The following is a 23,655-nucleotide window of genomic DNA, read 5'->3' as shown; positions in this document are numbered from 1 at the left end:
CATGTGCGGCATCGCTGGAATCGTGGCGCTGAATGCCACAGCGGCTTCTCCTTCGCGGCAGGCGCTGATGCAGATGATGGGCGCGCTGGCGCATCGCGGCCCCGACGGGCGCGGTCTCTACCGGGACAGACGCGCGGGGCTGGCGCATGTGCGCCTGTCCATCGTCGATCTTTCCAGTGGCCAGCAACCGATGGCGGACACAGGCGATACGACGTGGATCGTGTTCAACGGCGAGATATTCAACTACGTCGAATTGCGTGAAAAACTCACGGCGCTCGGCCACCGCTTCCGAACCCGCAGCGACACGGAGGTCGCGCTACACGCCTATCGTGAGTGGGGAGAAACGGCCTTCGAGCGGATGAACGGCCAATGGGCAATTGCGATCTGGGATTCAGTGGCCAATCGTCTCATATTGTCGCGCGACCGCTTCGGCATTTGCCCGCTGTATTTCAGCGAGCATGCGCACCGGCTTTATTTCGCCAGCGAAGTGAAAGCCATTTTCGCGGCCGATCGAACCATACCTCGCGCCCTTGATCCAGCCGGCATCGATCAGACGTTCACGCTCTGGACGGTCGTTCCGCCGCAAGGAGTTTTCCACGGAATCAACGAACTCGAGCCGGGTCATGTCCGCATCTATCAGGATGGCACCGTTCGTGAGCGGATTTTTTGGCAGCCTTCCTATCCCGACAAGTTCGGATCGCGGCCGGGCGAGTTCACCGGGTCCAGCGATGACGCGGTGGACCGCGTATCTAGCGCTCTTGAAGCCGCGACGGCGCTCAGAATGGCGCGCGCAGACGTGCCTGTCGGGTGCTACCTCTCCGGAGGGCTGGACAGTTCGCTTGTGGCCGCGCTCGCAAGGCGCTTCGCGGGCGAGCGCTTCCAAACCTTCTCCTTGCGTTTTGCTGACGCCGAATATGACGAGACCCGCTTCCAGCGTATGGTTGCCGAGACGATCGGCAGTGAGCACCATGAAGTGGTCGTTTCGCGCAGAGATATAGCCGGAATCTTTCCGGAGGTAATCCAACACACCGAACGCCCGATACTGAGGACTGCCCCGGCGCCGCTCTTCCTGCTCTCGCGCCTGGTGCGCGAGCGTGGCATCAAGGTCGTGCTGACCGGCGAAGGCGCTGACGAAATGTTCGCCGGCTACGACCTGTTCCGCGAAGGCAAGGTCCGCCGCTTCTGGGGGCGCCACCCGACATCGACACGCCGCTCTCGGCTCCTGGAACGCCTTTACCCCTATCTCACCCGCTCGCCGGTGCAACAGCAGGCGATGGCGCGTCAGTTCTTCGGGCGAAATATTCAGGCTTACGACGCGCCGGGCTTTGCTCATGAAACGCGCTGGCAAACCACCAGGGCCATCAAGCGCTTGTTTACGACCGACATGCGCGCTCAAACGCAGGGCCGCGACGCCGTGTCCGAGTTGCTCGCCCGTCTGCCCGCGCAGTTTGCCCGTTGGGGCCCTCTTGCGCAGGACCAGTATCTCGAGGTCCAAACACTGATGTCGGGCTATCTGCTCTCCTCGCAAGGCGACAGGATGCTGATGGCTCACTCCGTCGAGGGGCGCTTCCCGTTCCTGGACGATGAACTTGTGAGGCTCGCGAATTCGCTGCCACCCTCCTTCAAACTCCGCGGCCTCGACGAAAAGCACGTGCTGAAGCGCATGGCGGCACCCATCCTGCCCTCCGAGATCGTAGCCCGCAAGAAGCAGCCCTTCCGCGCGCCCAACGCGCTTTGCTTCGTCGGCGCAGACGCTCCGGATTACGCTCGCGAGGCCGTTTCGCAGACGGCCCTGCGCGAGGCGAATGTCTTCGATCCAAAGGGGGTCACGCACCTGCTTGCCAAATGCCAGGCCAGAACTGGCGATGGCGACCTGTCCAATGCCGACAACATGGCGCTGGTCGGCGTGTTGTCGACCCAACTTCTTCATCAGCAGTTCGTCGCGGGTTGTCCCAGTGCAACGCTCGAATGCACGCTCAGCGTCGACGTCGACTGCGAACATCGGGAAGAGCGCCTGTATGTTGCATGATGCCATACCACTGCTACATGACTACCTCGCCCATTCCGCCGTCCGACACGGAAGTAAGGTGGCGCTGGTGTGCAACAGGCAGCGTGTCACCTACCTCGAACTGGAAACGCGAGCCAACGCGATCGCCCGGGACCTGGCCGCATCCGGAGTCGTCCGCGGTGATCGCGTGATGATCTTCGCCGACAACACCGTCGAGACGGTGGTTAGCTTCTGGGCGGTGCTAAAGGCGAATGCGGTGGTGTGCATCGTCAACCCGCTTACCAAGAGCGACAAGCTCGATTATCTGCTCAACGACTGCCGGCCGACGGCGCTCATCACGGACGGCCATCTGCACGCGATCTTCCGCGAGCCGGCGCGCGGCTGCCCGTCACTTCTGCGGGTGATCGTATCGGGACCGATCGACGACGTCGAACTCGCCCAGCTGCCGTTTGCCGTGCGCTGGGACGCCGCCCTCGCCAATGGCGCGGATACGCCGCCGGCACGGCAGTGCATCGATGTTGATCTGGCAGCCATCATCTACACGTCCGGGTCGACGGGCGAACCCAAGGGCGTGATGCTGACGCACAGAAACATGATGGCCGCGTGCGCGTCTGTCGCTTCCTACCTGGCGATTGCCGAGGACGAGGTGATCCTCAATGTCCTACCCCTCGCCTTCGATTATGGACTGTACCAGATGATCATGGCTTTTCGTACCGGCGCCCGGCTGGTGCTCGAACGCTCGTTCGCTTTCCCGGCACAGATCCTCGGGTTGATCAGGCAGGAGGGAGTTACGGGCTTTCCCGGCGTGCCCACAATCTTTGCCGCACTCTCCGAACTCAGGTCCCTCAAAGACCAGGATTTCTCGAGCATCCGCTACGTCACAAACACTGCGGCAGCCCTGCCCCTCAAGCATATTTTCATGCTTCGCGAGCTGTTTTCGGGTGCACGCATCTATTCGATGTACGGTCTCACCGAATGCAAACGTTGCACCTATTTGCCGCCAGAGGACCTCGAGCGAAAGCCATTGAGCGTAGGGATCGCAATCCCGAATACGGAGATGTGGATCGTTGACGAGCATGACAGGCGGATAGGCCCCGGCGTTGTCGGCCAACTCGTCATTCGCGGCGCAACGGTGATGAAGGGGTATTGGGGCAAGCCCGAGGCAACGGCCAGGAAACTCAAACCCGGCCCGTTGCCCGGCGAGCAGGTCCTATACACCGGCGACTACTGCCGGATGGATACGGAGGGTTACCTCTACTTCGTTGGCCGTGGGGATGAGATCATAAAGTCGCGAGGCGAGAAGGTGGCGCCAAGGGAAGTGGAAAACGTACTGATGGACATTCCAGGAGTCCGGGAAGCGGCTGTCATCGGTGTTCCCGACGAGCTCCTCGGGCAAGCGGTGAAAGCCTTTGTGGTGATGGAGCATGGAAGAGCCATTGGCGAAAGGGAACTGCAGAAGGAGTGCCAGAAGCGTCTGGAAAACTTCATGGTCCCGAAATCCATCGTCGTTGTTGCGAACCTGCCGATGACGGACACGGGAAAACTCAAGAAAACGGCGCTGTCATGATGCGGGGCCAGAACCAAGTCGCTGATTTAATGGCGTCGCTACGGAGGACGAATTCATGTTGACCATCAAGGAACGCACCGGAATCTACAGCGAGCAGATTCGTAGTTTCTTGGTTTCAAATTTCTACGTCAGCGACGTCAAGGCATTGCTGGATGACGCATCCTTGCTCGATCAAGGCATTGTCGACTCGACGGGTGTGCTTGAGATTATCGGCTTCATCGAGGAGACCTTTGGCATTACCGTCGAGGACAGCGAACTTCTGCCTGAAAACCTCGATTCCATCCAGGGGATCGAGCAATACATCATCCGCAAAATGAACTGATGGGTGAGCGTAACGCCCAGAGCAGCCCCGTATTTGGTCTGACTGTCGCAGGATTCATGCCTGCGTCTTGACTTGCCCCAGAACCACCCGGCCCTCGCCCGCTTCGTTCGAGACCGAACGGATGTTCTCGAATGCCTTGCTGCGTTCCAGCAGACCCGCTACCTGTCGGTCTTGGCCAAGCCCGACCTCGAAGAGCAGGATGCCGCCACGCCGCAGGTATCGCGGTGCGTCTTTCAGCACGCGCATATGAATGCTCAGGCCGTAAGGGCCGGCTGCGAACGCCTCGCGCGGCTCAAGCTCGATCAGATGGGCGCGGTCGCCCTCGAGCCGCTTTTCAGAAATGTAAGGCGGATTGCAGACGATTACGTCGATAGTTCCGTCTAGCCCAAGGCCGATGAGAGAGTCGAACAAGTCGCCCTGAAGCACCGAAAGACGCTCAGCCATGCCGTGATGTGAGGTGTTGCGGCGTGCCGTTTCGACGCATTCATCGGTGAGATCGCTTGCCCAGACAAGGGCGCTGGGCACATGGTAGGCGATCGCGCACGCCAGATTCCCAGTGCCGCAGCACATATCAACTATGCGCGGAGCCGGCAGGTTCATCTGATGCAACACACCAAGCGCGGTCTTGCCGAGCAACTCGGTCTCAGGTCTGGGGACGAGCGCACCGGGCGAAACCAGCAGTTCAAGTCCCATGAACATGGCGCGGCCGGCGCCATAGGCATCAGCTACACTGAACTCTTTGCTCATGGCCGACCCCATCGCTTGATCTCCCCAGTATAGATCTGCGGCGCTCATGCGCCAGCCAAACCTGCTCCGAAATCATGAATTCTCAAGCCTTTCCTTCGAAAAACTGCAGGCACAAACTCGGTGCATCGCACTTCTGACGCTCATTGACCGACCGCAATCTCAGGTCGCCCAAGATGGAGAGAGAGAGAGAGAGAGAGAGAGGTGCTGCTGATGCTTTGAAGAGCCAATGGCGTGATACGGAGGCTTTTAGATTTTGCGGATCGTGGAGAGGGTAAATGCCTATCCAACTCTGATGGAGCGGAGGCGGACCGCAGCTCCATTGACGCGCTAATCTTCGGCTCCGGTAATTCAGCAAGTGGTCGGTGGAAGCGCCTCCGCTCCAGCATCAGCCTCACCTTGCTGCATGGAGAGGTTACCTATAGGTTTGCGGACATGTCGAAACAACTGTCCGAAGGTCTCGGATCGACATCTCATTTCCGGTCAATCGCAGAGAGGGGCCGTGAGCGAAAGCGTGAGTGTTCTGATTGTTGAGGATCAATGGCTAGTCGCGCAGGACACTGCCGCGCGGCTGCGTCGCGCCGGTTATCAGGTGGTCGGACCTGTGCCGTCGGTATCCGCCGCTCTGCGTCTTGTCGAATCGGACAAGATTGACGTGGCGTTGCTAGACATCCAGCTGAACGGTGAAACGGGTCTGCCGGTGGCGAGGATATTGCAGGCGCGAGGCATCCCCTTTGCCTTCTTGTCGGGATTTGGCCCCGCCGACGTTCCCGCGGCTTTCCGCGACTGCAGATTCCTGCCGAAGCCGGCAACCGATGCTGTCATCCTTGCTGCTGTCAGCGAGTTGGCGTCCCTGCGCACAGCTTCGCGCTGACATTCGCTCCGACCGTAGCATTACCGGAGTTGCGCCCTGGCGACCTGGTAGGCCGGGCGAGGTCAGTTTCACAAAAGGCAACATTGGCGCTTTGGCCACGAGGACGGCGGACTACGACCGGCGAGGACGGAAATTCAGCGTTCAAAAAGCATCCGCCGGGTTCCACTTCTCGGCCTGTTGGCGGCGATTTGGACTTAGGTCCGATCCCGTCGCCAGAGGTCGGATTGCGGAACATCTGCCAAGGACCCACGTTCGGGGCTTGAGCACGGAGGTGCCGGCCGATCTCGAAGCGCAAGTTTCACGGGCAACTGTTGGGGAGTGTCGTAGTGCCGATTTCAAACGATATGGGCGACGAGTACCTGGAACTGGAATGTCCAAACTGTTCTCATGTCATCATAAAAAAGGGATCGTGGTTGAAGGTGATATCCAACTTCAACTGCACCCAATGCCATGCAAAAATCAGAATTGGTTATATGACCAAGCTCGCGCTTTTCGACAAAAAAAGGCAAAGCATGAACCCGGCTGCGCAGTGAGCGTCCTGGCGGCCCGACAGTCGTTTGGGGTGGTGCGTTGAACCGTCGGGCCTGACCGGCCCGATGGCGGGGGAGCCAGGCCGGCTGGGTGAATCGTATACATTAGATCGTGCTTATCAAGCCCAAATACGCGGCGCGACATCGCCTGGTGACGCAACGGTGAACCCCGCGCCCGTATACGCGCTAGCAGGAACGTCGGCGGTCAACATGCCGCTCATTCGTAGAGAGTGCGAACAGCTTCATCAAACAGCTCCACCTCGGCTTCAACCTTTTCAGCCGCTTTATCGACCTTGTCGAAACGCTTCAGCATTCGATTGTGGAGCATGGACAAGCGTGCGGCATGGTAGACCACGCTGCGCTTGTAACCTTCAGAGTCGAGTGGTTCGAACAACATTGTCATGGCAGAAATCCTCAATGTTTTTCGTCCTGCAATCCTTCCCTAGTAAACCGCCAATTAACTCTTTCGTTCCGCTGGTGATGCGAAGGCGCCCGAATGAATAACTCGTTGCGCTGTCTCCAGACTGCACGAGCGTGCTTCGTCTGTCTGAGGTTAGGCCCCAAGGCTTGCGCTTGCCTCGCCTGTTCGGCTCATGCTGCGTCAGTCACGACATCGACGGCCAGCTTCAGTTCAATCGCTTTGGGCGTGAGTTGAATACCGGCGCTGCCAAGAATTGCCGAATGATCATCCTGCTGCGGTGGGACCGCCGAACCCGTCAGGAGCGACGAACCGAGCCGGCTTGGATAGTCGCCCCGCCGCAAGGACGCGAGCGGATCGAAGATCACGTCGGCAGGTGCTCTGCCCTCTCTGGGAAGCCGGCGCCGCGCACACTTACTGAAAAAAACCAAACAGAATAAGAGCGAGAAAGGCAAACAGCAGCGCTGCAGCCGCTAGCAACACACCTTTGTTGGAGCCCCGCCGAGGTTGAGGGTCAGCCACGAGTTTTTTCCGGTTTGGGAGTTCATCCATTGGAATTAATTTGCGGCTGCAAATTAGGTTCCGCTCATGCTTGAATGCCTACAATGCCGCACCACAGCGCCCTACAGGCCCACGACCTTCGCTAGCCCTAGGCGTATCCGCTGGCCTTCTGCAAAGGACAACGCGAACGATCCTGATTGAATGACCGGGCAATTTCCTGATCTTTCTCAACCACGCGGACGAACCATTCGCCGCAGGTTTCTGTCACTTCGACGCAAGGCACGGCCTTGCGAAATGGAACCACGTTATCCATCACAGCCGACCTACGAGCAATGGCAACATCGGTCTTATAAGGCCACCGAATTCGGGATTTCAATAAAAAAGTCGGTACGTGATCATGTAACTTACGGGATCAAGTAATTAGTGAGCAGCGGATCGCATTTGAAGTCCGCTAACGATCACCTATGTGCTCACCGAAGCATTGGGGCTCGGCCGACACGGTGATTTTGAACGCCTACGGCAATTCCTTCTCGGAGAGGTCGCTGACCGGCATGATGGCGCACTGGAGCAAGATGGCGAGCATGGGGCCCGGCTGCACGCTGCATGGACTTCGGAAGACGCTGGGGAAGTACTGGCCAAGGAGGGCGCGACCCCGAAACAATCGGCAGGCATTCTCGGCCACGACGACCTGGACCACGTAGAGCTTTACAGCAAGGACGGAGCAGGAGCGGCTCGCCGTGGATGGAATGGCGAAGCTTCTGAAGCGGTTTGTCTAACCCACTGTCTAACCAGGTTGTCTACCCTCGACGCAAAGCCTTGTGCATGAAGGCGACTGGTGGGCCCGGAGGGTGTCTAAAAATCGTTGATTTTATTAGTTTTTTCTTGGGCCAAAATCAGAAATCTTCCCGTATCGTTCCGTATGTTTCCCGTGACGCTATGAAGTCCATTCCAGCTAACCTCGTTTGAGAACGTTCTGAGGCACGCTCTAGAACGGCCGCAGTGGTGCGGGAAGCATTACGAGTTTTTGGACGTACCTGCTGAGGCAGTTGCTGCGTTCAAAGCTGCCTTGCCAAGGGCGTCTATTTTAACAGCCACATCCGCAATCGTTATGCAGTCCGGCTCGCGCCAGAGCGCTGACATCTGGAGACGCCGGGCTTGTGCAGGGATGGCCCGCGCCTGCTTCCGAGCGCGGGCCGACCATGATGAGTGAGGGGCCATCTTGGTCACCGGCAGGGACCGCTGAGAACGAGCCGGGTGTGACCGAACAGCCTCGGAGCGGGGATGTTCCCGGCTGACCCAAAAAGGCCGAAGGGCGCAATTAGCACCGACTTAATTAGGTCCGGAAAATTTTAACGAATCGTTGACCGCGCTGTCCCAGAATAGGACGGCGCGGTCAAACCCCAACCTTGGCTGCGCAGGCGGCTTCGGCACTCAGTTCCACCCCCGAGCTGTCGGAGCCGCCACCCACCCCACACTTATACCAGCAATGGTTGAATCAACCGTTACTGCACGTGCTTTCATGGCGCTTCCCTGATCGTTAGACTTTGACGGATCAAACAGGGGATTCACAGATTCGGAGACTCGACCGATGGAAACGATCTTCGATGACGTCGGCAACGGCCTCAGAGCGCCCGCACAGACGCATGGCGCCCTGTATGCGCCTTCGCATCGACATGGCCGGCAAGCTGTTCCTTGGCGTCGCAATCGGCCTGGGCCTTGGCTTTGGAATGGCGAACGCGGGTTAGACCCGACCTATCGGTTCGGGCGGTCCGTAGCCAAAACGTTGTAGAGCACCAAACACGCCAGCAACGAAATGACGCTGCCCAGCAGGTCGCCTAGGGTCAGGCCGGAAAAATAGACAAGATCGAACGCCAGTACCGCCATCGCTCCAGCCAATCATGATTCGGGACACTGCCGACATTAACCGTTAGTCGGCACTGTTCCGGTCTGGACAACCTGTTCAATCTTTTCGTTGAACTTGCGCCATTCGCCAACAATCCAAAGTTAGGCGAAGCAATCAAGCTTGCGAATGAATACGCCTCGGGAGACGTCCCCATCGGCCAAGAGGTTTTCGAGGCCATCGGAGCGTCGCGGAAAGAAATGATAGAGAGTTGGCGAAAGAGGCGGAACGCTATACGGTCTGGCAAGCTCGCTCCCACACCACGCAACCTAATCCAAAGTACCGCGAGGAATAGGAATGGCTAAAGTCCGCAAGCGCACCCTGCCCTCCGGTGAAGTTCGCTGGCCGGCAGACTACTTCGATGCCGGCTGCAATCGCCGCGCCAAGCAGTTCGACAAGCGCAAGGATGCCGACGGCTATCCGGTAAAGGTGCGACGTGACCTGCAGCTATGATTCGAATCCAGGTTCCCCAGAAAGCGATTTTTCCGTTTGATCATTAGAACATTTCGTGTCAGTCGGACGCACGGTCGGTAATTTTTGTTCCCGTTTCGAGCTTGCGGATGGCGCTTTCGCCGAGCGCCGGATCTCGGTTGAGGAAGGCTGTGGCCGGTGATCGTTGCGATTTCCGGCACCCAGGCCTCGACGAGCGCCAGGCGCGTTACAGCAGTCCCGCGAATGTATTGAGGGTCACTCCGACCACCCCGGCCGAGGCGCAGGCCTTGCGCCACGATGATCGAAAGCCATCTGAGGTCCATGGCACGCCGTCGCTGTTCAAAAGTATCTGCCCGACCTTGTCGCGCAACGCCTTGAGCGGCCCTCCGACGGGAATGACCACACGAGTTCCGGTCTTGGATTGCTGCAGGCGGATCACCTTGCCGTCATACTGCTGTCAAGTGAGCCGCAGCAGGTCGCCCTGGCGCCGGCCGGTCCACAAGGCCAGTGTGAGCGGCAGATGCAGGTGCGCGGGAGCGCTGGCATAGAATGCGGCCTCGTCGGCGGCAGTCCAGACGTTAGCCACCCTGGTGCCGCGATAGAGGCGCCCGCCCTTCTCGCAAGGATTGGCTGAACAAGGCCGCGACCGTGTCCCCAGGACAGGATCCTCGCCAGCACCTGCCAGCCATAGTCTGCCTGTCGGCGCGATGCCTTGGCGCGCTCGTCGCGCCACTCCATGAAGATGCCGTGCGTGCGGCGGTCGCTCATGCCCGACAGCGGGAAGTCACCGAATTTCTTTCCGATAACCTTGATCAGCTTGACATAGTCGGCTTGCTTGCGCGGCGCCAGGTCATCCAAATCCGAGCTGGCCTGAAATTCATTCATCACGGACAGGAGCGCGCCCTGGCGCGGCTTGGCCTTGGTCGCGGCGGCAGCTTTGTAGGCCGCGATGAATTCGGGATCTCCAGGCTTGCCAGGCAAGGTGGCCCGCCCTTCCAAGCCCACTAGTAGGTGACGAGGCTGCCGTCGGCGAGTTGTTTCGTGCGGCTGTTCAGCCCCTTAAGACGAACGCGCATGATTTTTTATACACTGGTCGATGGGGTTTTCCGGTTCGCTCGTATGTGTAGCGGCGATGACCACGATCTTGCCCGTCGCCTCTACCCTGCCAGGCTCCATGTTGCCTTAGCGTGCGCTCTTGATCCGCGCGCAATATCGGCAATTTTGAAGGAGATCAGTGTGCCGGCCATTTTTGGGTTGCTCCCGCCTTTTCAGCCGCCGCGTTTTCCAAAAGATTGGTGAGGTTTTGGATTAACTGCTTGGAGCAGATCCTTGACGGGCAGCCCCATCACCTTCTCGATGCCAATTAAGACTTCCAGGACAATTCGAGCCGGCCTGAGAATGATCGAAACCGGATATTGATCGCGCCTAATTACCTCTCCTACCGGAGACGATGCATCGAAATCAGACCATCCCTGCCCTTCCTGGTCGAAAGACAAGGCCAAGGTGCGGAAATTCGGACTCTTGGGACCTTCTCAGATGGTTACAGCAACCGACACAGTGAAACGCAATTGTCCATGAGATCGGCGGTTGCTGCTACACACGGTCCGCAGCCGGTTCCGTGCACGTTTTATTTTGACTGTTAACTGTCACGCTAGTCGAATGTTGACGACTCCCCCTCGGAAGAGTTAATAATCTCCTAATATAAGCATTTTCTTAAAAACATGATCGGCAGCCGACGAGTTTGCCGACGCAAGGGGAGACGCAGCGCGACGACCAATCTCGTCGCAACATCATCATCATCATCATCAACATCGAGCCGCCATCCGTAAACGGTACTGCTGAGTCAGCCGTTCGCAAGGCGTAACATAGCGGTGGCTGGGTGGGCTGACTAAGTCTATGAGCTTTGATAGCGAGTGCTTTGTCTTTTCAGTGCGGTCGGTAAACGGATGTGGGGGCATCTGTGTATGAGTAAGGGGGTTATAATGGCTGCTTCTCAAATCATAAACGCCGACGGAATGTCGACGTTGCTTCCCGATACGCCACAGGGCGGAGACTATACCTACCGCTTAGCCGAAAATGCGCCCGTCCCCATTTCCACCGTTCTGACCATTATATCTCTCGATGGGTCGAGTAGCGATCTGGCCGAAATCACACTTTGCTCTCCGAATGATGAGTTTTCCGCCTCGACCGATCCGAAGAAGCCCGCTGTTGCCTGCGCAGATTCAGCAGGCATCAAGCTGTGTTTGCCGGACTCGCGAGCGTGGGCGTTTGGCATTGGTACACATGCCATTGGTCTGGATGCGAACTCATTTGGTCCGGCGCTCTTTCCCAGGATCAAGCCGTTTGTTGGCGAAGGCGAACTTGCCCTCATAGGTTCACAATTTTTGAGCGACGCCGCTGCAAGCGGCAGGTCAATGTCGGCACTTCTCGATCGACAAGAACAACTAGCGAGATAGGGGACGGGGTATGGCAACGGCAACTGGTACAAGCGGCAACGACAATCTGGTCGGCGGTAGTGGAGACGACGTGCTTTTGGGCGGTGCCGGAAGCGATCGCCTGAATGGCGGTTCAGGCGCCGATACGCTCGATGGAGGCAGTGGTTTCGATACGGTCCTGGGCGGATCGGGAGCGGACACGCTCATCTATCGCGCGTGGGAAAATCAGTACAAGTTTGGTAGCCAAGTCTACGGCACAGGGACAACCGTCGGACAAACAGCCTTTTCCGGCTACGACACCTACGACGGCGGTAACGGCAATGCTGCGAAAGGCACTGCCGAGATCGATACGCTCGCTATCTATCTAAGCAATGATCAACTAGCCAATACGTCATTCATGACGGCGTTTAACACCGAACTTGCTCAGTTTCGTGCCTTCATTGCCGCGAACTCGAACACGAATACCGGCCAAGCAGGTCAGGCAGAATTTACATTCGCCACGATCAACCTCAAGGTCTCCGCGATCGAGCGGGTTGTCGTTCTCGATAACGCCGGGCATGTTCCTGTCTCCGTAAATATTGTCTACCCTTCCTTAAATGATGGTGACAACAACTCGGTCGTGACGTTCACTTTTCTTGGTCCGGTGACGGGCTTCGATTCTGCCGATGTTACGGCAATGAATGGCACGCTGACTGATTTTGTGAAGATTGATGCTTCGCATTATACGGCGAAGTTCACGGCGGCAGACGGTTTTGATGGTCTTGGCTCCGTTTCGGTAACGGCCAGCGGCTACACCGACCTTGCCGGCAACACCGGCGCGGCGGGCTCCGATACGGTCACCATCGACACGCTCAACCCGAGCGTCATCGTCAACATCGTCGACGGCGCGCTCAGCGACACCGACAACAACTCGAACGTCACCTTCACCTTCTCGGAGAAGGTCAGCGACGCGACGTTTGCCGGTCTGGCAAGCGGCGCCGGCATCACGGTGGCGGGCGGCACGCTGTCGGCTCTCACCTGGAACGCCGGGCATACCGCGGCGACGGCGACGTTCACGGCGACCGACGCCAGCGAGACGGCGGGCTCGGTGACGGTTGACGCCGGCTACACCGACGTGGCGGGCAATCTGGGCACCAGCGGGACGGACACGGTCACCATCGACACGCTCAACCCGAGCGTCATCGTCAACATCGTCGACGGCGCGCTCAGCGACACCGACAACAACTCGAACGTCACCTTCACCTTCTCGGAGGCGCCAGGCGCCAGCTTCACGGTAGGCGACATCACGCCGACGAATGGCACGATCACCGGCTTCACACAGGATACCGCGACCACTTACCACGCCACCTTCACGGCGACCGACGGGGTTTCTGCGACGGGGTCAGTATCGGTGGCGGCTGGCAGCTACACCGACCCTGCCGGCAACACCGGCGCTGCCGGCTCCGACACGGTCACCATCGATACCGGCGGCGATACCACAAAACCGTTCGTCGTATCACCAGCCACCGTCACTAAGGCACCCACAAATAACGATAGAACTGTTGTTCTCACGTTCAGTGAAGCTTTGACAGCAGGTACATTTACCGCCGCAGATTTGCAGGTCGTAGGTGGAACGATTTTCTCAGTGACTGCGAACGCCACCCAAACCCAATTTACAGTAGTTGTGACAGGCGTGGGCAACTCCGGCTCGGGAACTCACTCGATTACGGTACTCGCAAACGGCTATACCGACGTTGCCGGAAACCCAGGCCTAGGCTCAAATGCAATTCCCATAAATAATCCCGGAAACCAAAGCTTTCCCGCCGGCGTCTCCGGCGAGCCCATCAATCTCGCCCTGACCGATCCGTCACAGCAAGGCGCGCTCATCACCGTCACAGTGAAGGACGTGCCTTCGGGCTGGAGCATCGATGGCGCAACCGACAACGCCGACGGCAGCTGGACGGTTGTGACCAGCGACCTGCACGGCCTGACCGTCACCACGCCGGCCAGTTTCACCGGAGCAGCCGTGCTCGACGTCCAGATGACCTGGATCAACGTCGACGGCACCGTGGGCACCGCGTCGGTTGCCGACAATGTCGAGGCCTACGCTCCGGGCTCGCCGATCTTTGCCTGGTCCGGCGACGACGTGCTGACCGGCTCCAGCGGAAACGATCTCTTCGTCTTCTCGCAGCCGATCGGCAACGACACGGTGCACAGCTTCGACGCTGCGGCCGACCAGATCGACCTCATCGGGTACAACGGATTGGCAAGCTTCGCCGACGTCCAGGCGCATATGGTCGACGACGCCAACGGCAACGCGGTGATAGCGCTCGGCGACGGGCAGTCGATCACGCTTGATGGCGTGCACTCAAGCGCGCTCACGGACGGCAATTTCGTCTTCGACCAGACGCCGGTGGTCAACAATTCAGGCACCATGACGATCGGCGACGGCGCTCTGCTGCCACTGAGCGGCACGATCAACAACAGCGGCCTCATCTCGCTCGACTCGGTCGGCGGCGATACGCTGCTGCAGATCATCCAGCATGGCGTGACCCTGCAGGGTGGCGGGCAGATCCTGCTCTCCGACAGCGCCGCCAACGTCATCTCCGGCACAGGGCCGGACGTCACTCTGGTCAATGTCGACAACACGATCTCGGGCGCCGGCCAGCTGGGCGGCGGGATGCTCAGCCTCGATAACAGGGGCACCATCATCGCCACCGGCTCGAATGCGCTGGTCATCGATACCGGAGGCAGCGTCGTTGTCAATTCGGGAACGCTTGAGGCAACGGGCTCCGGCGGCCTTACTATCACCGGCGGCCTGGCGAATTCCGGCATGATCTGGGCCAATGGCGGCAACATTGCCATCAACGGCCAGGTCACTGGCGACGGCGATGCCACGATCGGCGATCTGTCGAAGCTCGAGTTCGGTGCGGCCTCTTCAACCGACGTCACGTTCGCGGCGGATGCCGCCGGCACATTGCAGCTGGACGATTCCTTCGATTTCAGCGGAAGCATCGCCGGCATCACCAATGACGACAAGGTGAACCTCGAAGACATCCTGTTCGGCACCGGAACGTCCGCTGCCTATCAGGCGGACCTCGACGGCACCGGAGGAACGTTGACCGTCTCGGACGGCACGCACAACGCCACGCTCCACCTGCTCGGCGTCTACGATGCCCACAGCTTCACACTTGCCGACGACGGCACCGGCAGGACGGTGGTGCAAGTGAGCGACTTTGTGATGTGAACCAAAAGGAGAGCCGCGCGGACAGGCGCGGCTCTCCTCATGCTGCCGGTTCCTGATTCAGCTTACGAATTGAGGTTTACGGCAGGAATAGAAAGGGAACCACGTGGCCGGTTGGACGATCAGGAGTAGTATCGGTTCCGGGCGTGGACAGGGGGGCGGTTTTCCGCTGGGTATTTGAGTCTCGACAACAAATCCAAGATCGTGAGGGACGCCCTTCGGGCATGCCGCCGCTATTTCCTGGTTGCGGCGGCATTCAGCCTGGCGATCAATCTGCTCTACCTCGCGTCCCCCCTATACATGCTGCAGATCTACGACCGGGTCGTCACAAGCGGCAGCGAAACCACGTTGGTGATGCTCACCCTGGTGTTGCTGGCGGCCTTCCTTTCGTTGGCCGGCCTCGACCTGGTGCGCGCCTCCATCCTGACGCGCGCCAGCGCGCGGCTCGACCGGTTGCTCTCGGCAAAAGTCCTCGCCGCGTCGGTCGAGACCCCATCGCCGGGCTCCTCACAAAGCCAGCCGATCCGCGATTTCGACACGTTCAGGCAGGTGATCACCGGCAGCGGCATCCATGCCCTGTTCGACCTGCCATGGTCACCCATCTACATCGGCATCATCTTCCTGCTGCATCCGTGGCTCGGCTTCTTCGCACTGGGCTGCTCCCTGCTCCTGATCGCAATGGCCGTGCTCAACGAGTATCTCGTGCGTTCGCCGCTGAAGCAGGCCAACGATCTGGCGACGACCAACTATAACTTTACCGAGATGAGCCTCAGAAACTCGGAAGTCGTTCGCGCCATGGGGATGATCGACGGTCTCATCCGCCGCTGGGGGCGCGACCGTAACCTGGCGCTGCGGCGCCAAGCGGAGGCAAGCGACCGCGCCGCCCTGATGTCCGGCCTGATCCGGTTCCTGCGGCTCACCATGCAGTCGCTGATCCTCGGCCTCGGCGCCTATCTGGTGATCGAGCGGCAGATCACCGGCGGCACCATGTTTGCGGCGAGCCTCTTGCTGGGCCGGGGGCTACAGCCGGTCGAGCAGACCGTCGGCCTTTGGCGCAGCCTGATCCTGGCCCGGGCGGCGTTGGCAAGGGTCGAGAAGCTGGTCGACGGGGGCGCGCTGAACGAAAGATCGTTCAACCTGCCGAAGCCCACCGGCAAGATTTCGGTCGAGCAGGTCAGCTTTGCAATTGCCAGCCAGCAGAAAGTGCTTCTCCGCGACGTATCATTCCGGCTGGACGCAGGCGAGGCGTTGGGAATCGTCGGCCCTTCCGGCGCCGGCAAGTCGACGCTGGCGCGTCATCTCGCGGGCGTCATGCAACCCAGCCGCGGCACCGTCAGGCTGGACGGCGCCGACCTGTCGCAGTGGGGGCACGACGCGCTCGGCGACCACATCGGCTACCTGCCGCAGGATATCGAACTCTTCGCCGATACGGTCGCCGCCAACATCGGCCGCTTCAAGACCAATGTCGACCAGGAGGTGATAGCCGCCGCGCGGCTCGCCGGCGTGCACGAGATGATCATCCGTCTGCCGCAGGGCTACGAGACCCAGATCGGCGAAGGCGGCGCAGTGCTGTCGGGAGGATATCGGCAGCGGATTGCTCTTGCTCGTGCGGTATTCGGAACGCCGAACCTGATCATTCTCGACGAGCCGAGCTCCAATCTCGACGCCGATGGCGACCGCGCGCTGAGCGAGTGCGCGATCGAGCTCAAGCGCCGCGGCAGCACAGTGATCATCGTCTCGCACCGGCCTTCGACCTTGGCCAATGTCGACAAGATCCTTCTGTTGCGCGATGGCGCTGTCGAGGCCTTCGGCATGAGAAACGAGATCGTGGCGCTGCTCAACCAGCGCGCGGCTCCAATGGCGGTGGCAACCCAATGAGCTGTGGCCGGAGAGATCGATGAGCGACGGCGCCCTCACCTACCGGAGCCTGTCCGGCGAAACCGGTATCCTGGCCCCGGATTCGATCCGGGTGCCGGCCTGTGTCGGCCTGCTGATCATCATTGCCTTCTTCGGCATCTTCGGCGGCTGGGCGGCTTTTGCCCCGCTGAACGGCGCCGTGCTCGCCGACGCCATCGTCAAGGTGGAAGGCAATCGAAAGAGCGTACAGCATTTCGACGGCGGCACGGTGAAGGAGATCCGCGTCAAGGATGGCGACATCGTCAAGGCAGGCGATGTGCTGGTGGTGCTCGACGACACGCACGCCCGTTCCGAATTCAACCTCTATTCGCAGCAATATGCGTTGTTGCGCGCTACCGATGCCCGCATTCGTGCGGAGCTCGACGGCCATGAGGCAGTCGCCTTTCCGAAGGACATCACCGCTGAGCACCAGGCCTATCTGCAGGACGCGATGGCCAACCAAATTGCCGACCTTGGGAGCCAGCGCGCCTCGATGGCCGGTGCCAAGCAGATCCTGCAGAAACGGATAGCCGAACTCGACGAGCAGATCGATGGAAAGCAGGCGCGCGTCGAATCTTTTCGTGCGCAGCTCAAGTCGACAATTGACGAAAAGGCAGGCCTCAACAAGTTGCTGAAGGCCGGCCTGACAACGCGCACGCGTGTCCTGGAGCTCGACCGCTCCGCCTCCGACCTGCAGGGCCTGATCGACCAGGCTCTCGGCGATATAGCCGGAAACCGCCAGAGTAAGGCCGAGCTTGAAAGCCAGATTGCGCAGCTCACCAACGAGCGCCGCGCAAAACTCTCAACCATGCTGATCGACGCTCAGTCCAACCTCGCCGACCTGGTACCGAAAATGTTCGCCGCGCAGGCCACGGTCGACCGCGCCGAAGTGCGGGCGCCCTATGACGGCCAGGTGATGAATCTCACCGTTTTCTCGACCGGCGCGATCGTCGCCCCCGGCCAGACCATCCTCGACATCGTGCCGACTAGGAATTCGTTGATCGTTCAGGCGCAGGTGAAGGTCGAGGACATATCCAGCCTGCGCGCCGACATGACGGCCGAGGTCCGCTTCACGTCCTACAAGCAGCGTTCGATACCGGTCATTCATGGACGGGTCACCCGCATTTCGGCGGATCGCGTCACCGACAGCAAGACCGGGCTTCCCTACTATCTTGCCGACGTAGCGGTCGATCCCGCGGAATTGGCCGGGGCCCCACAGATTGCGCTTTATCCGGGCATGCCGGCGTCAGTCATGATCGTCACCGAGGAACGCACCGCACTGGACTACATTTTAGGCCCCCTGGTTGTGTCGTTCCACTCCGCGTTTCGCCAGAAGTAACGAGCTTCGCGCCCAACATATTCGCGTTTTTTCAATTTGCGGACGCGGTCCAAGGTAGGTGGCGAGACCCATCTTATTCGATGGTCTGCGCCATCTCCAAGGCGGCCCAACCCGTCCGGGAGCTTATTTCGATTTCCGGCGATAACGGTTGGGCTAGTTCCATGTTGCACGAACTTTCCGGCTCTCTGTCGCTTAAATCCTTTCTTTCCGGGCATGTCTCGGCCCATTCCTTGCTGTGCCTGCAACATGGCTGCAACACAAATCGATATGTTTGTTCGTGTATGTTCGTCCGATCGGCCTCCTCGTCAAGGCAGGCATCCTTGATCTGACCAACTACGATCGCGCTGCCAACTACGGCGCGATGCTCTGGATGACCGCGAAGGTCCAGAGCCCCGAAGGCGAGCAAGCCCAACGATTATGGACTGAGAAGGGTAGCCAGGCGTTCGATGCTGAAGGGCGTGACGAGCGGATGGGACGGCGAACTTACCCACAGTTGGCGCGAGCAGCGGCCGGCACGAAGCCCGAACAGCAGACTTCTCCGGTGCGCCAGCGCCGACGCCGCAGTCAAACGCCCGCGCAGGAAGCTTTCGTCGCTACCGCGCGCACGTTCGTAGAACCAGCGTGACTGACGTTGCATACCGCCCGCCGGGCGCGCCCAGATCGACCCGAAAGCTCCTGCATCCGTCGGTGGAAGGATGATTGGACGAGAAGTCGGCCATGTCGACCTTGTTCTGATTGTTGGCCGACTGGGAGATGCGCGGCGCGATCTCCTCGATGTCACCATCGTCCAGAATCTCGATAATCTTGAGCGGCACTTGGAGGCGGCTCGCGTCCACATCGTCCTTGCGCCACGCGCGGAAGATCGAACCGGTCGTCTGCCGCGCAATCACGCTGATCAGCAATGGCAAGACCTACGTTGAGCCCACAACCACCGCGTCCGTTTCCGCGGTCTGGGCGAGGAGCTGGGACATGGACGAAGGTTTGCTATCTAAGAATTCGATGACTGCTAAGGCACTGAAGCGCAAAAATCGCGATCGTGGTTACCCGGTGGGCAGGCCATTGGAACCAGCTCGCGAATTCAGCGTTTCGAGCGGATGATCAGAAGTTTCGCTTACGCCCTTATCCTCGTCCAGGTATCCATGGCGACCGCGCTGGCTACACAGGTGTTCCTGTCGACCGCCGAGGAAGCCCGTAGCTCAGAACTCTCGCTGGCGCCGGCGCCAGGCGAAGAGGGATGCGCCAAGGCGATGTGGCCCAATATTCCGGAACGATGTCTGCAACGAGTCGAGCCGAAGGTGGTGACGCTCGTGCTCACCCAAAACAACTAATGGCGCATGGCGCTTTCTGATATGCAGCTGGCTTGCGCCGCTGGCTGCGCTGCCGCGGGACCACCAACGCTCCGTTAAGCCTCGCTCAATCTCTGCAAGCTATCTTGTCGCCAGTTTGTCGAGGGTGACATGAAGCGCAAGTCGGTAATGCTCTTTGCCTTCCCAGCTCTGATCCTGCTGATCTTGGCAGGGGAGCGCATGGCGACTTTCTTGCTGGGAGCATATCCGGCCAGTCCCGCAATGTGGCGGATCTGGCTTGAACTAAGGCCGCTGTCGACGATGTTCTGGCAACAGGTCGATCTTTATCTCGGGTCGTCGATGGTCCTTGATGCCTTGATGCTGGCCGCCGCGTCGATGGTTTGCTGGATGGCGTGCCGCACAAGAAGGTCGGCCGCGTTCTTCTTCCTTGCCAACCACGTCGCCCTGCTTTTCGCCGGGTTGATGATCGCTGTCACCAGCCATTCCGAAACAGCCAGCACGATCGCCTCTTTCACGGTACCCGGCGGCCTTCCGTTCCAACTAACGGTCGATTTCACCTTGAAGAACAGTCTTGTGCTGTTTCTGGGCGTGACGGCATGCGCCTACTGCCATGTCATCTTCCTCAGCGAAACCCGACAGCGGTCCGAAGCGCTGGCCGCTAGGCTCGTTGCTCTGCAGCGAGATCTCTAGGATAGCCCCACCTTTTTCCGGCGTTAGTTGATCTTCCGGTAGTAAACCTTGCCGTCGGCCTGCTCTATGCGCTGGTAGTCGGGGCTTGGGGCAGGCGCTGCAGCTGCAATCCTCCTTTTGGGCGGACGCGGTGTATCGACGACGCTGGGCTCGGTCGCGTCTTCACCATCGAGAACAGCAGGCGCCTCCGCCATGCTGCTGGTCGTGTCGACGGAAGGTTCCGCTGCGCTCGACGTGATTTCGTCATGGACAATAGGCTGGTTCTGTTCCAGCCGGGCTATGCTCCGGTTGATTTCGCCAAAGCTGCTCTGCAGTTGAGTGTCCAGTTTTTCAAATCGGCTCTGAAAACCGTTGTTGACCGTGTCCAGCCGGCCCCCGATTCGTTGTTCAAACGTCCCGAGTTGTTCCAGGCGCCCTTCCAGAAAGCGCATATCGCTGATGCCGCGGTAGAGATAAACCGCGGCTACCATATTCACCAAAGTGAGCAGGGACGTGCCGATGATGACCGCGCCGATAATGCTTTTGTCGCTCGGTTTCCCAGTGACAGCCTGCTCTCCGATGCGGGCTGCTGTCCCAATCTCGATTGCCGGCATGTCCGGTTCGCTGATCATCGTCATTGAACCACCACCTTTGCGCCGATCGCGACGCGCTTGAAGAGATCGATCACATCGGTGTTGGTAAGGCGAAAACACCCCGATGTTCCGTCGAAGCCAACACCCTTGGGATCGTTGGTTCCGTGTATCCGATAGAGCGTGTCACGCCCGTCCCGAAGCAGATAAAGCGCCCTGGCGCCGAGTGGGTTGTAGGGACCGGCAGGCACCATTTGCGGCAGGTCCGGCTGGCGGGCGCGCATTTCGCGGGGTGGGCGCCATTCCGGCCATTCGGTCTTCGCCCCCACCTTGACGACCCCGGTCCAGCCAAATCCGTCGCGTCCGACGCTGATCTGATAGCGAAGCGCCTGGCCCTGTCGGGTCACCAGGTAAAGCGCTTTCTCGCCCTTGCGGATAATGATCGTTCCGGGTTGTTCCGTGGTTTCAAAGGCGACGGTCTTGCGCAGGCTGGGGCCCATTGCCGGCAGCGGCGGCGGATCCGAAAGTGCCGATCGCGCGCTGGCAAAATCCTGGACCGACATCGCCAGCGCCATGCCCATGGCACAGACCAACCCAAGGACGATCCGATACCTATTTGGCAGCAGCGTCATCGAGCCGCTCTTTGAACATCCGCTTCAGGTCCTTGTTGAAGCGCGCACGCCCATCCACCTCGGCAGGCAGGATAGCACGGTTCAACGCATCGGTCAGAAGCGCATTGTCCAGCGCGACCGACTTGATGTGCGGCGCCTTGAAGATCTTTTCCAGCTCGCTGCGCGAAAAGTGGTTGCCGAACCATTTGCGCTTGTGCTTGTTGGCCACCAGCGTGATGCTGACAGCATTGCCACGCAACTCACGGATCTTCTTGTAGAGCCGTTTGCCTTGCCGCAGTGAGGCGACGTTGAGTTCGAAGACGATGAATATCTCATCGCTCGTCGACAGCACGGAATTGTGCCAAGGCGTCTCGATGTTCGGCAGGTCGATGACGATGTCGTCAAACCGGTAGGCGACGAGGTCCAGCAGGCGGAAGACAAAATCACTGCCCTGCGGTTCGAAAGGCAATTGCGGCCTCTCGAAGGAATAGAGCGTCAGCCCGGACGGGCGCGAGAGCTTGATGACGTCCATCAGTTCGACATCGAGCCTCTCCGGCTGGCCGATGATGCCGCCGAGGTCGAACTGGTTGAACTGGTTGAGATAGGCGCCGCAATTGGCGCTCTGGAAATCGAGGTCGACCAGACAAGTGGAAGCCGCCCGCTCTTTCGACTTCGATGACAGGAACTCGGCCGCCGACAAAGCGAGCGTCGTCGCGCCGGCGCCGCCGCTCGCACTGATGAAGGTGATGATACGGCTTTTGGTTCCCTGGTTGCCGGTGTCGTGGAAGGTCACCGCATTGAGCAGTTCCTTGCCGTCGAGCGGCTTGTGCAGCCAGTCCGAAGCGTTCATGCGCACCAGCACTCGCGTCTGCTCCGACGACAGTTCGTCCGAGACCGCGATAAGCGGCACGGTTGCCCAAAGGGCGCGCGCCTCGACGATGCCCGGCCTGCCGAGCAACTCGCCATTGCCGAGGTCGAGGATGACGATGCCGGGGCGCGTGTCCGCGGGCGGCCCTTTAAGGAAGTCGCCGGTCTCGGAAACCCTGACGTCGTAGATCGCCAGCGCATCAAGGCGCGTCGCCACATCGCGTTTGAAATTCGCATCCGACGAGAACAGCGCCACCTGCTTTCGCTTGGTCGGTGTAACCTTGGTGTTGATGGCGTTCATGGTGTCCACGTGCTCTTCATGTCTTCGCCCGTGACCGTGCTCAGCATGGAGGGCATGGTGATGTTTCCGAATCCGAGCAGTCCGGCCAGGAAGAAGAATTGGAAGGGATGATTTTTGATGCTTACGGTGATCGTCGGCACCGGCCCGCTGGGCCGCGTCCAGTAGCCAAGGCCGGAGGCGGCGTATTCGATCCGCACCTCTGACTTTTCCAGCATCGGCAGAAAGTCATGCATTCCGGCACGGTTGGCGGTGCCGTCATAGATCGCGTCGAACGCGACCTGGCTCGCGTTGACGGGGTTGCACAAGCCGCCTCCGATACTGCAGCAAGCGACACCTGCTGTGCTCGCAGCGCAGACATAGTCATACGTGCCGGCCGGGACCGCGGTGCCGACCTTGGTGATATCGCTCTGCGTCAGCGTCTCAGATGGAAGCCCGATGGCGACAGGAGTAAAAATCTGCGCGAGTCTTGCGCCGGCTTGCACAGCTTTGTTTCCAGCGTTCCATTGGTAAAAGGCGTAGCCGAAATCGACGAAACCGAGCAGAAGCGTCAACAGCAATGGCAGGGCGATGGCCATTTCGACCATCGTAGCGCCAGACTGCTCAGCGCAGAACCTTCGGTCTTTCATCACCATCCGAAGACGCGCTCCTGATGCGATACTTTGATGTCGATGCTTCCAAAGCCCAGATAATCCCAGAACACCATGCCGTTGTATGGCAAAGTGGTGCTGACCAGCACAACATCAACGTTGGCGCTATTACTTAGATAAAGTATGTTGCCACTGCCATCGGTCGCAGGAGTGGATGTCTTGGTGATCAAAACTGTCGGTGGAAGCCAGCCAGCTACTCTTGCGCTGCCGCCAACGACCGCGCCATTGGCAGCAAGGTTTTGGGCCTGACCCTTGCAAGTAGTCTCCCAATCGCTACTGCAGCGCGCCATGTAGCGGGCTGCATCCTCAACGCCTGCTGCAAGGAGCAGGCGCGTGTTCAAAACGTTGGAGAACTCGAACACACCGGCCGACAACAGCAAGACGAGTGGTACGGTGATCGCGACTTCCACCAAGGCGGCGCCCCTTTCGTCGCCTTGGAACCGCCGGATGATTTGGCCAAGCTTGGTCATGTCG

26 protein-coding genes are annotated in these 23,655 nt (G+C 59.6%); 13 read left to right on the top strand and 13 right to left on the bottom strand.

Going from position 1 to position 23,655, the window contains the following annotated elements; translation table 11 throughout:
- The first annotated feature begins 1 nt into the window (after nucleotide 1).
- Genes asnB through X751_RS154450 form a run of 3 tightly spaced genes read left to right on the top strand, consistent with a single transcriptional unit; the run spans nucleotide 2 to nucleotide 3,897 of the window.
- Nucleotides 2-2,029 (top strand): asparagine synthase (glutamine-hydrolyzing), encoded by a 2,028-nt coding sequence (asnB, locus tag X751_RS154440; RefSeq protein ID WP_023744429.1) that lies wholly within the window; start codon nucleotides 2-4, stop codon nucleotides 2,027-2,029.
- A complete protein-coding gene (locus X751_RS154445) occupies nucleotides 2,019-3,575 on the top strand; it encodes an AMP-binding protein (RefSeq protein ID WP_031247038.1) in 1,557 nt (518 codons plus the stop codon). Before asnB ends, X751_RS154445 begins: the two co-directional genes overlap by 11 nt.
- 55 nt (nucleotides 3,576-3,630) lie before the next feature.
- Complete coding sequence (locus X751_RS154450; protein WP_023670883.1) at nucleotides 3,631-3,897, top strand: acyl carrier protein; 267 nt, start codon at nucleotides 3,631-3,633, stop codon at nucleotides 3,895-3,897.
- 54 nt (nucleotides 3,898-3,951) lie between these two features.
- On the opposite strand, the gene X751_RS154455 is transcribed toward X751_RS154450, so the two are convergent.
- Entirely contained in the window at nucleotides 3,952-4,644 is a 693-nt protein-coding gene (locus X751_RS154455) for a class I SAM-dependent methyltransferase (protein ID WP_023689767.1), read from the bottom strand.
- A gap of 499 nt (nucleotides 4,645-5,143) precedes the next feature.
- On the opposite strand from X751_RS154455, the gene X751_RS154460 reads away from it, so the two are divergent.
- Nucleotides 5,144-5,515 carry a response regulator gene (locus X751_RS154460; protein ID WP_023670881.1) on the top strand — a complete coding sequence of 124 codons (372 nt, stop codon included), beginning with the start codon at nucleotides 5,144-5,146 and terminating at the stop codon, nucleotides 5,513-5,515.
- 747 nt (nucleotides 5,516-6,262) lie between these two features.
- Here the strand turns inward: X751_RS154460 and X751_RS19725 are convergent.
- A complete protein-coding gene (locus X751_RS19725; RefSeq protein WP_023681021.1) occupies nucleotides 6,263-6,448 on the bottom strand; it encodes a hypothetical protein in 186 nt (61 codons plus the stop codon).
- Nucleotides 6,449-6,636: 188 nt separating this feature from the next.
- Nucleotides 6,637-6,831 (bottom strand): hypothetical protein, encoded by a 195-nt coding sequence (locus tag X751_RS154465; RefSeq protein WP_023697124.1) that lies wholly within the window; start codon nucleotides 6,829-6,831, stop codon nucleotides 6,637-6,639.
- A gap of 597 nt (nucleotides 6,832-7,428) precedes the next feature.
- Between X751_RS154465 and X751_RS1000000167470 the strand changes: the two genes are divergently transcribed.
- The gene (locus X751_RS1000000167470; protein WP_031247035.1) at nucleotides 7,429-7,665 is read left to right on the top strand and encodes a hypothetical protein; all 237 of its coding nucleotides are present in this window, start codon (nucleotides 7,429-7,431) and stop codon (nucleotides 7,663-7,665) included.
- A 1,051-nt stretch (nucleotides 7,666-8,716) separates the two neighbouring features.
- Here X751_RS1000000167470 and X751_RS1000000168430 read toward each other — a convergent pair.
- The gene (locus X751_RS1000000168430; RefSeq protein WP_023707393.1) at nucleotides 8,717-8,848 is read right to left on the bottom strand and encodes a hypothetical protein; all 132 of its coding nucleotides are present in this window, start codon (nucleotides 8,846-8,848) and stop codon (nucleotides 8,717-8,719) included.
- A 313-nt stretch (nucleotides 8,849-9,161) separates the two neighbouring features.
- Here X751_RS1000000168430 and X751_RS1000000166910 point away from each other — a divergent pair, with 313 nt between their 5' ends.
- Nucleotides 9,162-9,317: a hypothetical protein gene (locus X751_RS1000000166910; RefSeq protein ID WP_023744425.1), complete on the top strand. Its 156-nt coding sequence runs from the start codon at nucleotides 9,162-9,164 to the stop codon at nucleotides 9,315-9,317.
- 205 nt (nucleotides 9,318-9,522) lie between these two features.
- Here X751_RS1000000166910 and X751_RS1000000167905 read toward each other — a convergent pair whose 3' ends face one another.
- From X751_RS1000000167905 to X751_RS1000000166905, 3 genes are all read right to left on the bottom strand, one after another.
- Nucleotides 9,523-9,735 carry a hypothetical protein gene (locus tag X751_RS1000000167905; RefSeq protein ID WP_245265752.1) on the bottom strand — a complete coding sequence of 71 codons (213 nt, stop codon included), beginning with the start codon at nucleotides 9,733-9,735 and terminating at the stop codon, nucleotides 9,523-9,525.
- Nucleotides 9,732-10,277: a hypothetical protein gene (locus X751_RS1000000167900; protein ID WP_245265751.1), complete on the bottom strand. Its 546-nt coding sequence runs from the start codon at nucleotides 10,275-10,277 to the stop codon at nucleotides 9,732-9,734. The genes X751_RS1000000167905 and X751_RS1000000167900 overlap by 4 nt, the downstream gene beginning before the upstream one ends.
- Before the next feature lie 287 nt (nucleotides 10,278-10,564).
- Nucleotides 10,565-10,792 carry a hypothetical protein gene (locus X751_RS1000000166905; protein ID WP_155923509.1) on the bottom strand — a complete coding sequence of 76 codons (228 nt, stop codon included), beginning with the start codon at nucleotides 10,790-10,792 and terminating at the stop codon, nucleotides 10,565-10,567.
- Nucleotides 10,793-11,278: 486 nt separating this feature from the next.
- Between X751_RS1000000166905 and X751_RS1000000166900 the strand changes: the two genes are divergently transcribed.
- The 5 genes from X751_RS1000000166900 to X751_RS1000000168580 all read left to right on the top strand — a co-directional run bounded on the left by X751_RS1000000166900 (nucleotide 11,279) and on the right by X751_RS1000000168580 (nucleotide 18,814).
- A complete protein-coding gene (locus X751_RS1000000166900; RefSeq protein ID WP_155923510.1) occupies nucleotides 11,279-11,752 on the top strand; it encodes a hypothetical protein in 474 nt (157 codons plus the stop codon).
- Nucleotides 11,753-11,762: 10 nt separating this feature from the next.
- Entirely contained in the window at nucleotides 11,763-14,957 is a 3,195-nt protein-coding gene (locus X751_RS154470; RefSeq protein WP_023744424.1) for an Ig-like domain-containing protein, read from the top strand.
- A gap of 201 nt (nucleotides 14,958-15,158) precedes the next feature.
- Complete coding sequence (locus X751_RS154475; protein WP_245259977.1) at nucleotides 15,159-16,832, top strand: type I secretion system permease/ATPase; 1,674 nt, start codon at nucleotides 15,159-15,161, stop codon at nucleotides 16,830-16,832.
- Nucleotides 16,833-16,851: 19 nt separating this feature from the next.
- Entirely contained in the window at nucleotides 16,852-18,189 is a 1,338-nt protein-coding gene (locus X751_RS154480) for an HlyD family type I secretion periplasmic adaptor subunit (RefSeq protein ID WP_023681016.1), read from the top strand.
- 277 nt (nucleotides 18,190-18,466) lie between these two features.
- Entirely contained in the window at nucleotides 18,467-18,814 is a 348-nt protein-coding gene (locus tag X751_RS1000000168580; RefSeq protein ID WP_348524581.1) for a conjugal transfer protein TraD, read from the top strand.
- Here X751_RS1000000168580 and X751_RS154490 read toward each other — a convergent pair.
- Nucleotides 18,783-19,091: an AIPR family protein gene (locus X751_RS154490; RefSeq protein WP_023741151.1), complete on the bottom strand. Its 309-nt coding sequence runs from the start codon at nucleotides 19,089-19,091 to the stop codon at nucleotides 18,783-18,785. The genes X751_RS1000000168580 and X751_RS154490 overlap by 32 nt on opposite strands.
- Nucleotides 19,092-19,283: 192 nt before the next feature.
- Between X751_RS154490 and X751_RS154495 the strand changes: the two genes are divergently transcribed.
- Nucleotides 19,284-19,517: a hypothetical protein gene (locus tag X751_RS154495; RefSeq protein ID WP_023681013.1), complete on the top strand. Its 234-nt coding sequence runs from the start codon at nucleotides 19,284-19,286 to the stop codon at nucleotides 19,515-19,517.
- A 129-nt stretch (nucleotides 19,518-19,646) separates the two neighbouring features.
- Nucleotides 19,647-20,186, top strand: a complete 540-nt coding sequence (locus X751_RS154500; RefSeq protein WP_023681012.1) for a hypothetical protein — start codon at nucleotides 19,647-19,649, stop codon at nucleotides 20,184-20,186.
- A gap of 23 nt (nucleotides 20,187-20,209) precedes the next feature.
- Here the strand turns inward: X751_RS154500 and X751_RS154505 are convergent, their stop codons facing one another.
- The 5 genes from X751_RS154505 to X751_RS154525 are packed head-to-tail and all read right to left on the bottom strand — an operon-like array spanning nucleotide 20,210 to nucleotide 23,651.
- The gene (locus X751_RS154505) at nucleotides 20,210-20,803 is read right to left on the bottom strand and encodes a hypothetical protein (RefSeq protein WP_023744422.1); all 594 of its coding nucleotides are present in this window, start codon (nucleotides 20,801-20,803) and stop codon (nucleotides 20,210-20,212) included.
- Nucleotides 20,800-21,387 carry a L,D-transpeptidase gene (locus X751_RS154510; RefSeq protein ID WP_023744421.1) on the bottom strand — a complete coding sequence of 196 codons (588 nt, stop codon included), beginning with the start codon at nucleotides 21,385-21,387 and terminating at the stop codon, nucleotides 20,800-20,802. Before X751_RS154510 ends, X751_RS154505 begins: the two co-directional genes overlap by 4 nt.
- The gene (locus X751_RS154515; protein ID WP_023744420.1) at nucleotides 21,368-22,534 is read right to left on the bottom strand and encodes an AAA family ATPase; all 1,167 of its coding nucleotides are present in this window, start codon (nucleotides 22,532-22,534) and stop codon (nucleotides 21,368-21,370) included. The genes X751_RS154510 and X751_RS154515 overlap by 20 nt, the downstream gene beginning before the upstream one ends.
- Nucleotides 22,531-23,160: a pilus assembly protein gene (locus X751_RS154520; RefSeq protein WP_280806705.1), complete on the bottom strand. Its 630-nt coding sequence runs from the start codon at nucleotides 23,158-23,160 to the stop codon at nucleotides 22,531-22,533. The genes X751_RS154515 and X751_RS154520 overlap by 4 nt, the downstream gene beginning before the upstream one ends.
- Nucleotides 23,160-23,651: a TadE/TadG family type IV pilus assembly protein gene (locus X751_RS154525; RefSeq protein WP_023744418.1), complete on the bottom strand. Its 492-nt coding sequence runs from the start codon at nucleotides 23,649-23,651 to the stop codon at nucleotides 23,160-23,162. Before X751_RS154525 ends, X751_RS154520 begins: the two co-directional genes overlap by 1 nt.
- Between the last annotated feature and the right edge of the window lie 4 nt (nucleotides 23,652-23,655).

The sequence above is a fragment of the Mesorhizobium sp. LNJC394B00 genome (assembly GCF_000502555.1).
Classification (GTDB): domain Bacteria; phylum Pseudomonadota; class Alphaproteobacteria; order Rhizobiales; family Rhizobiaceae; genus Mesorhizobium.
This window is presented reverse-complemented; position numbering and strand designations above follow the sequence as displayed.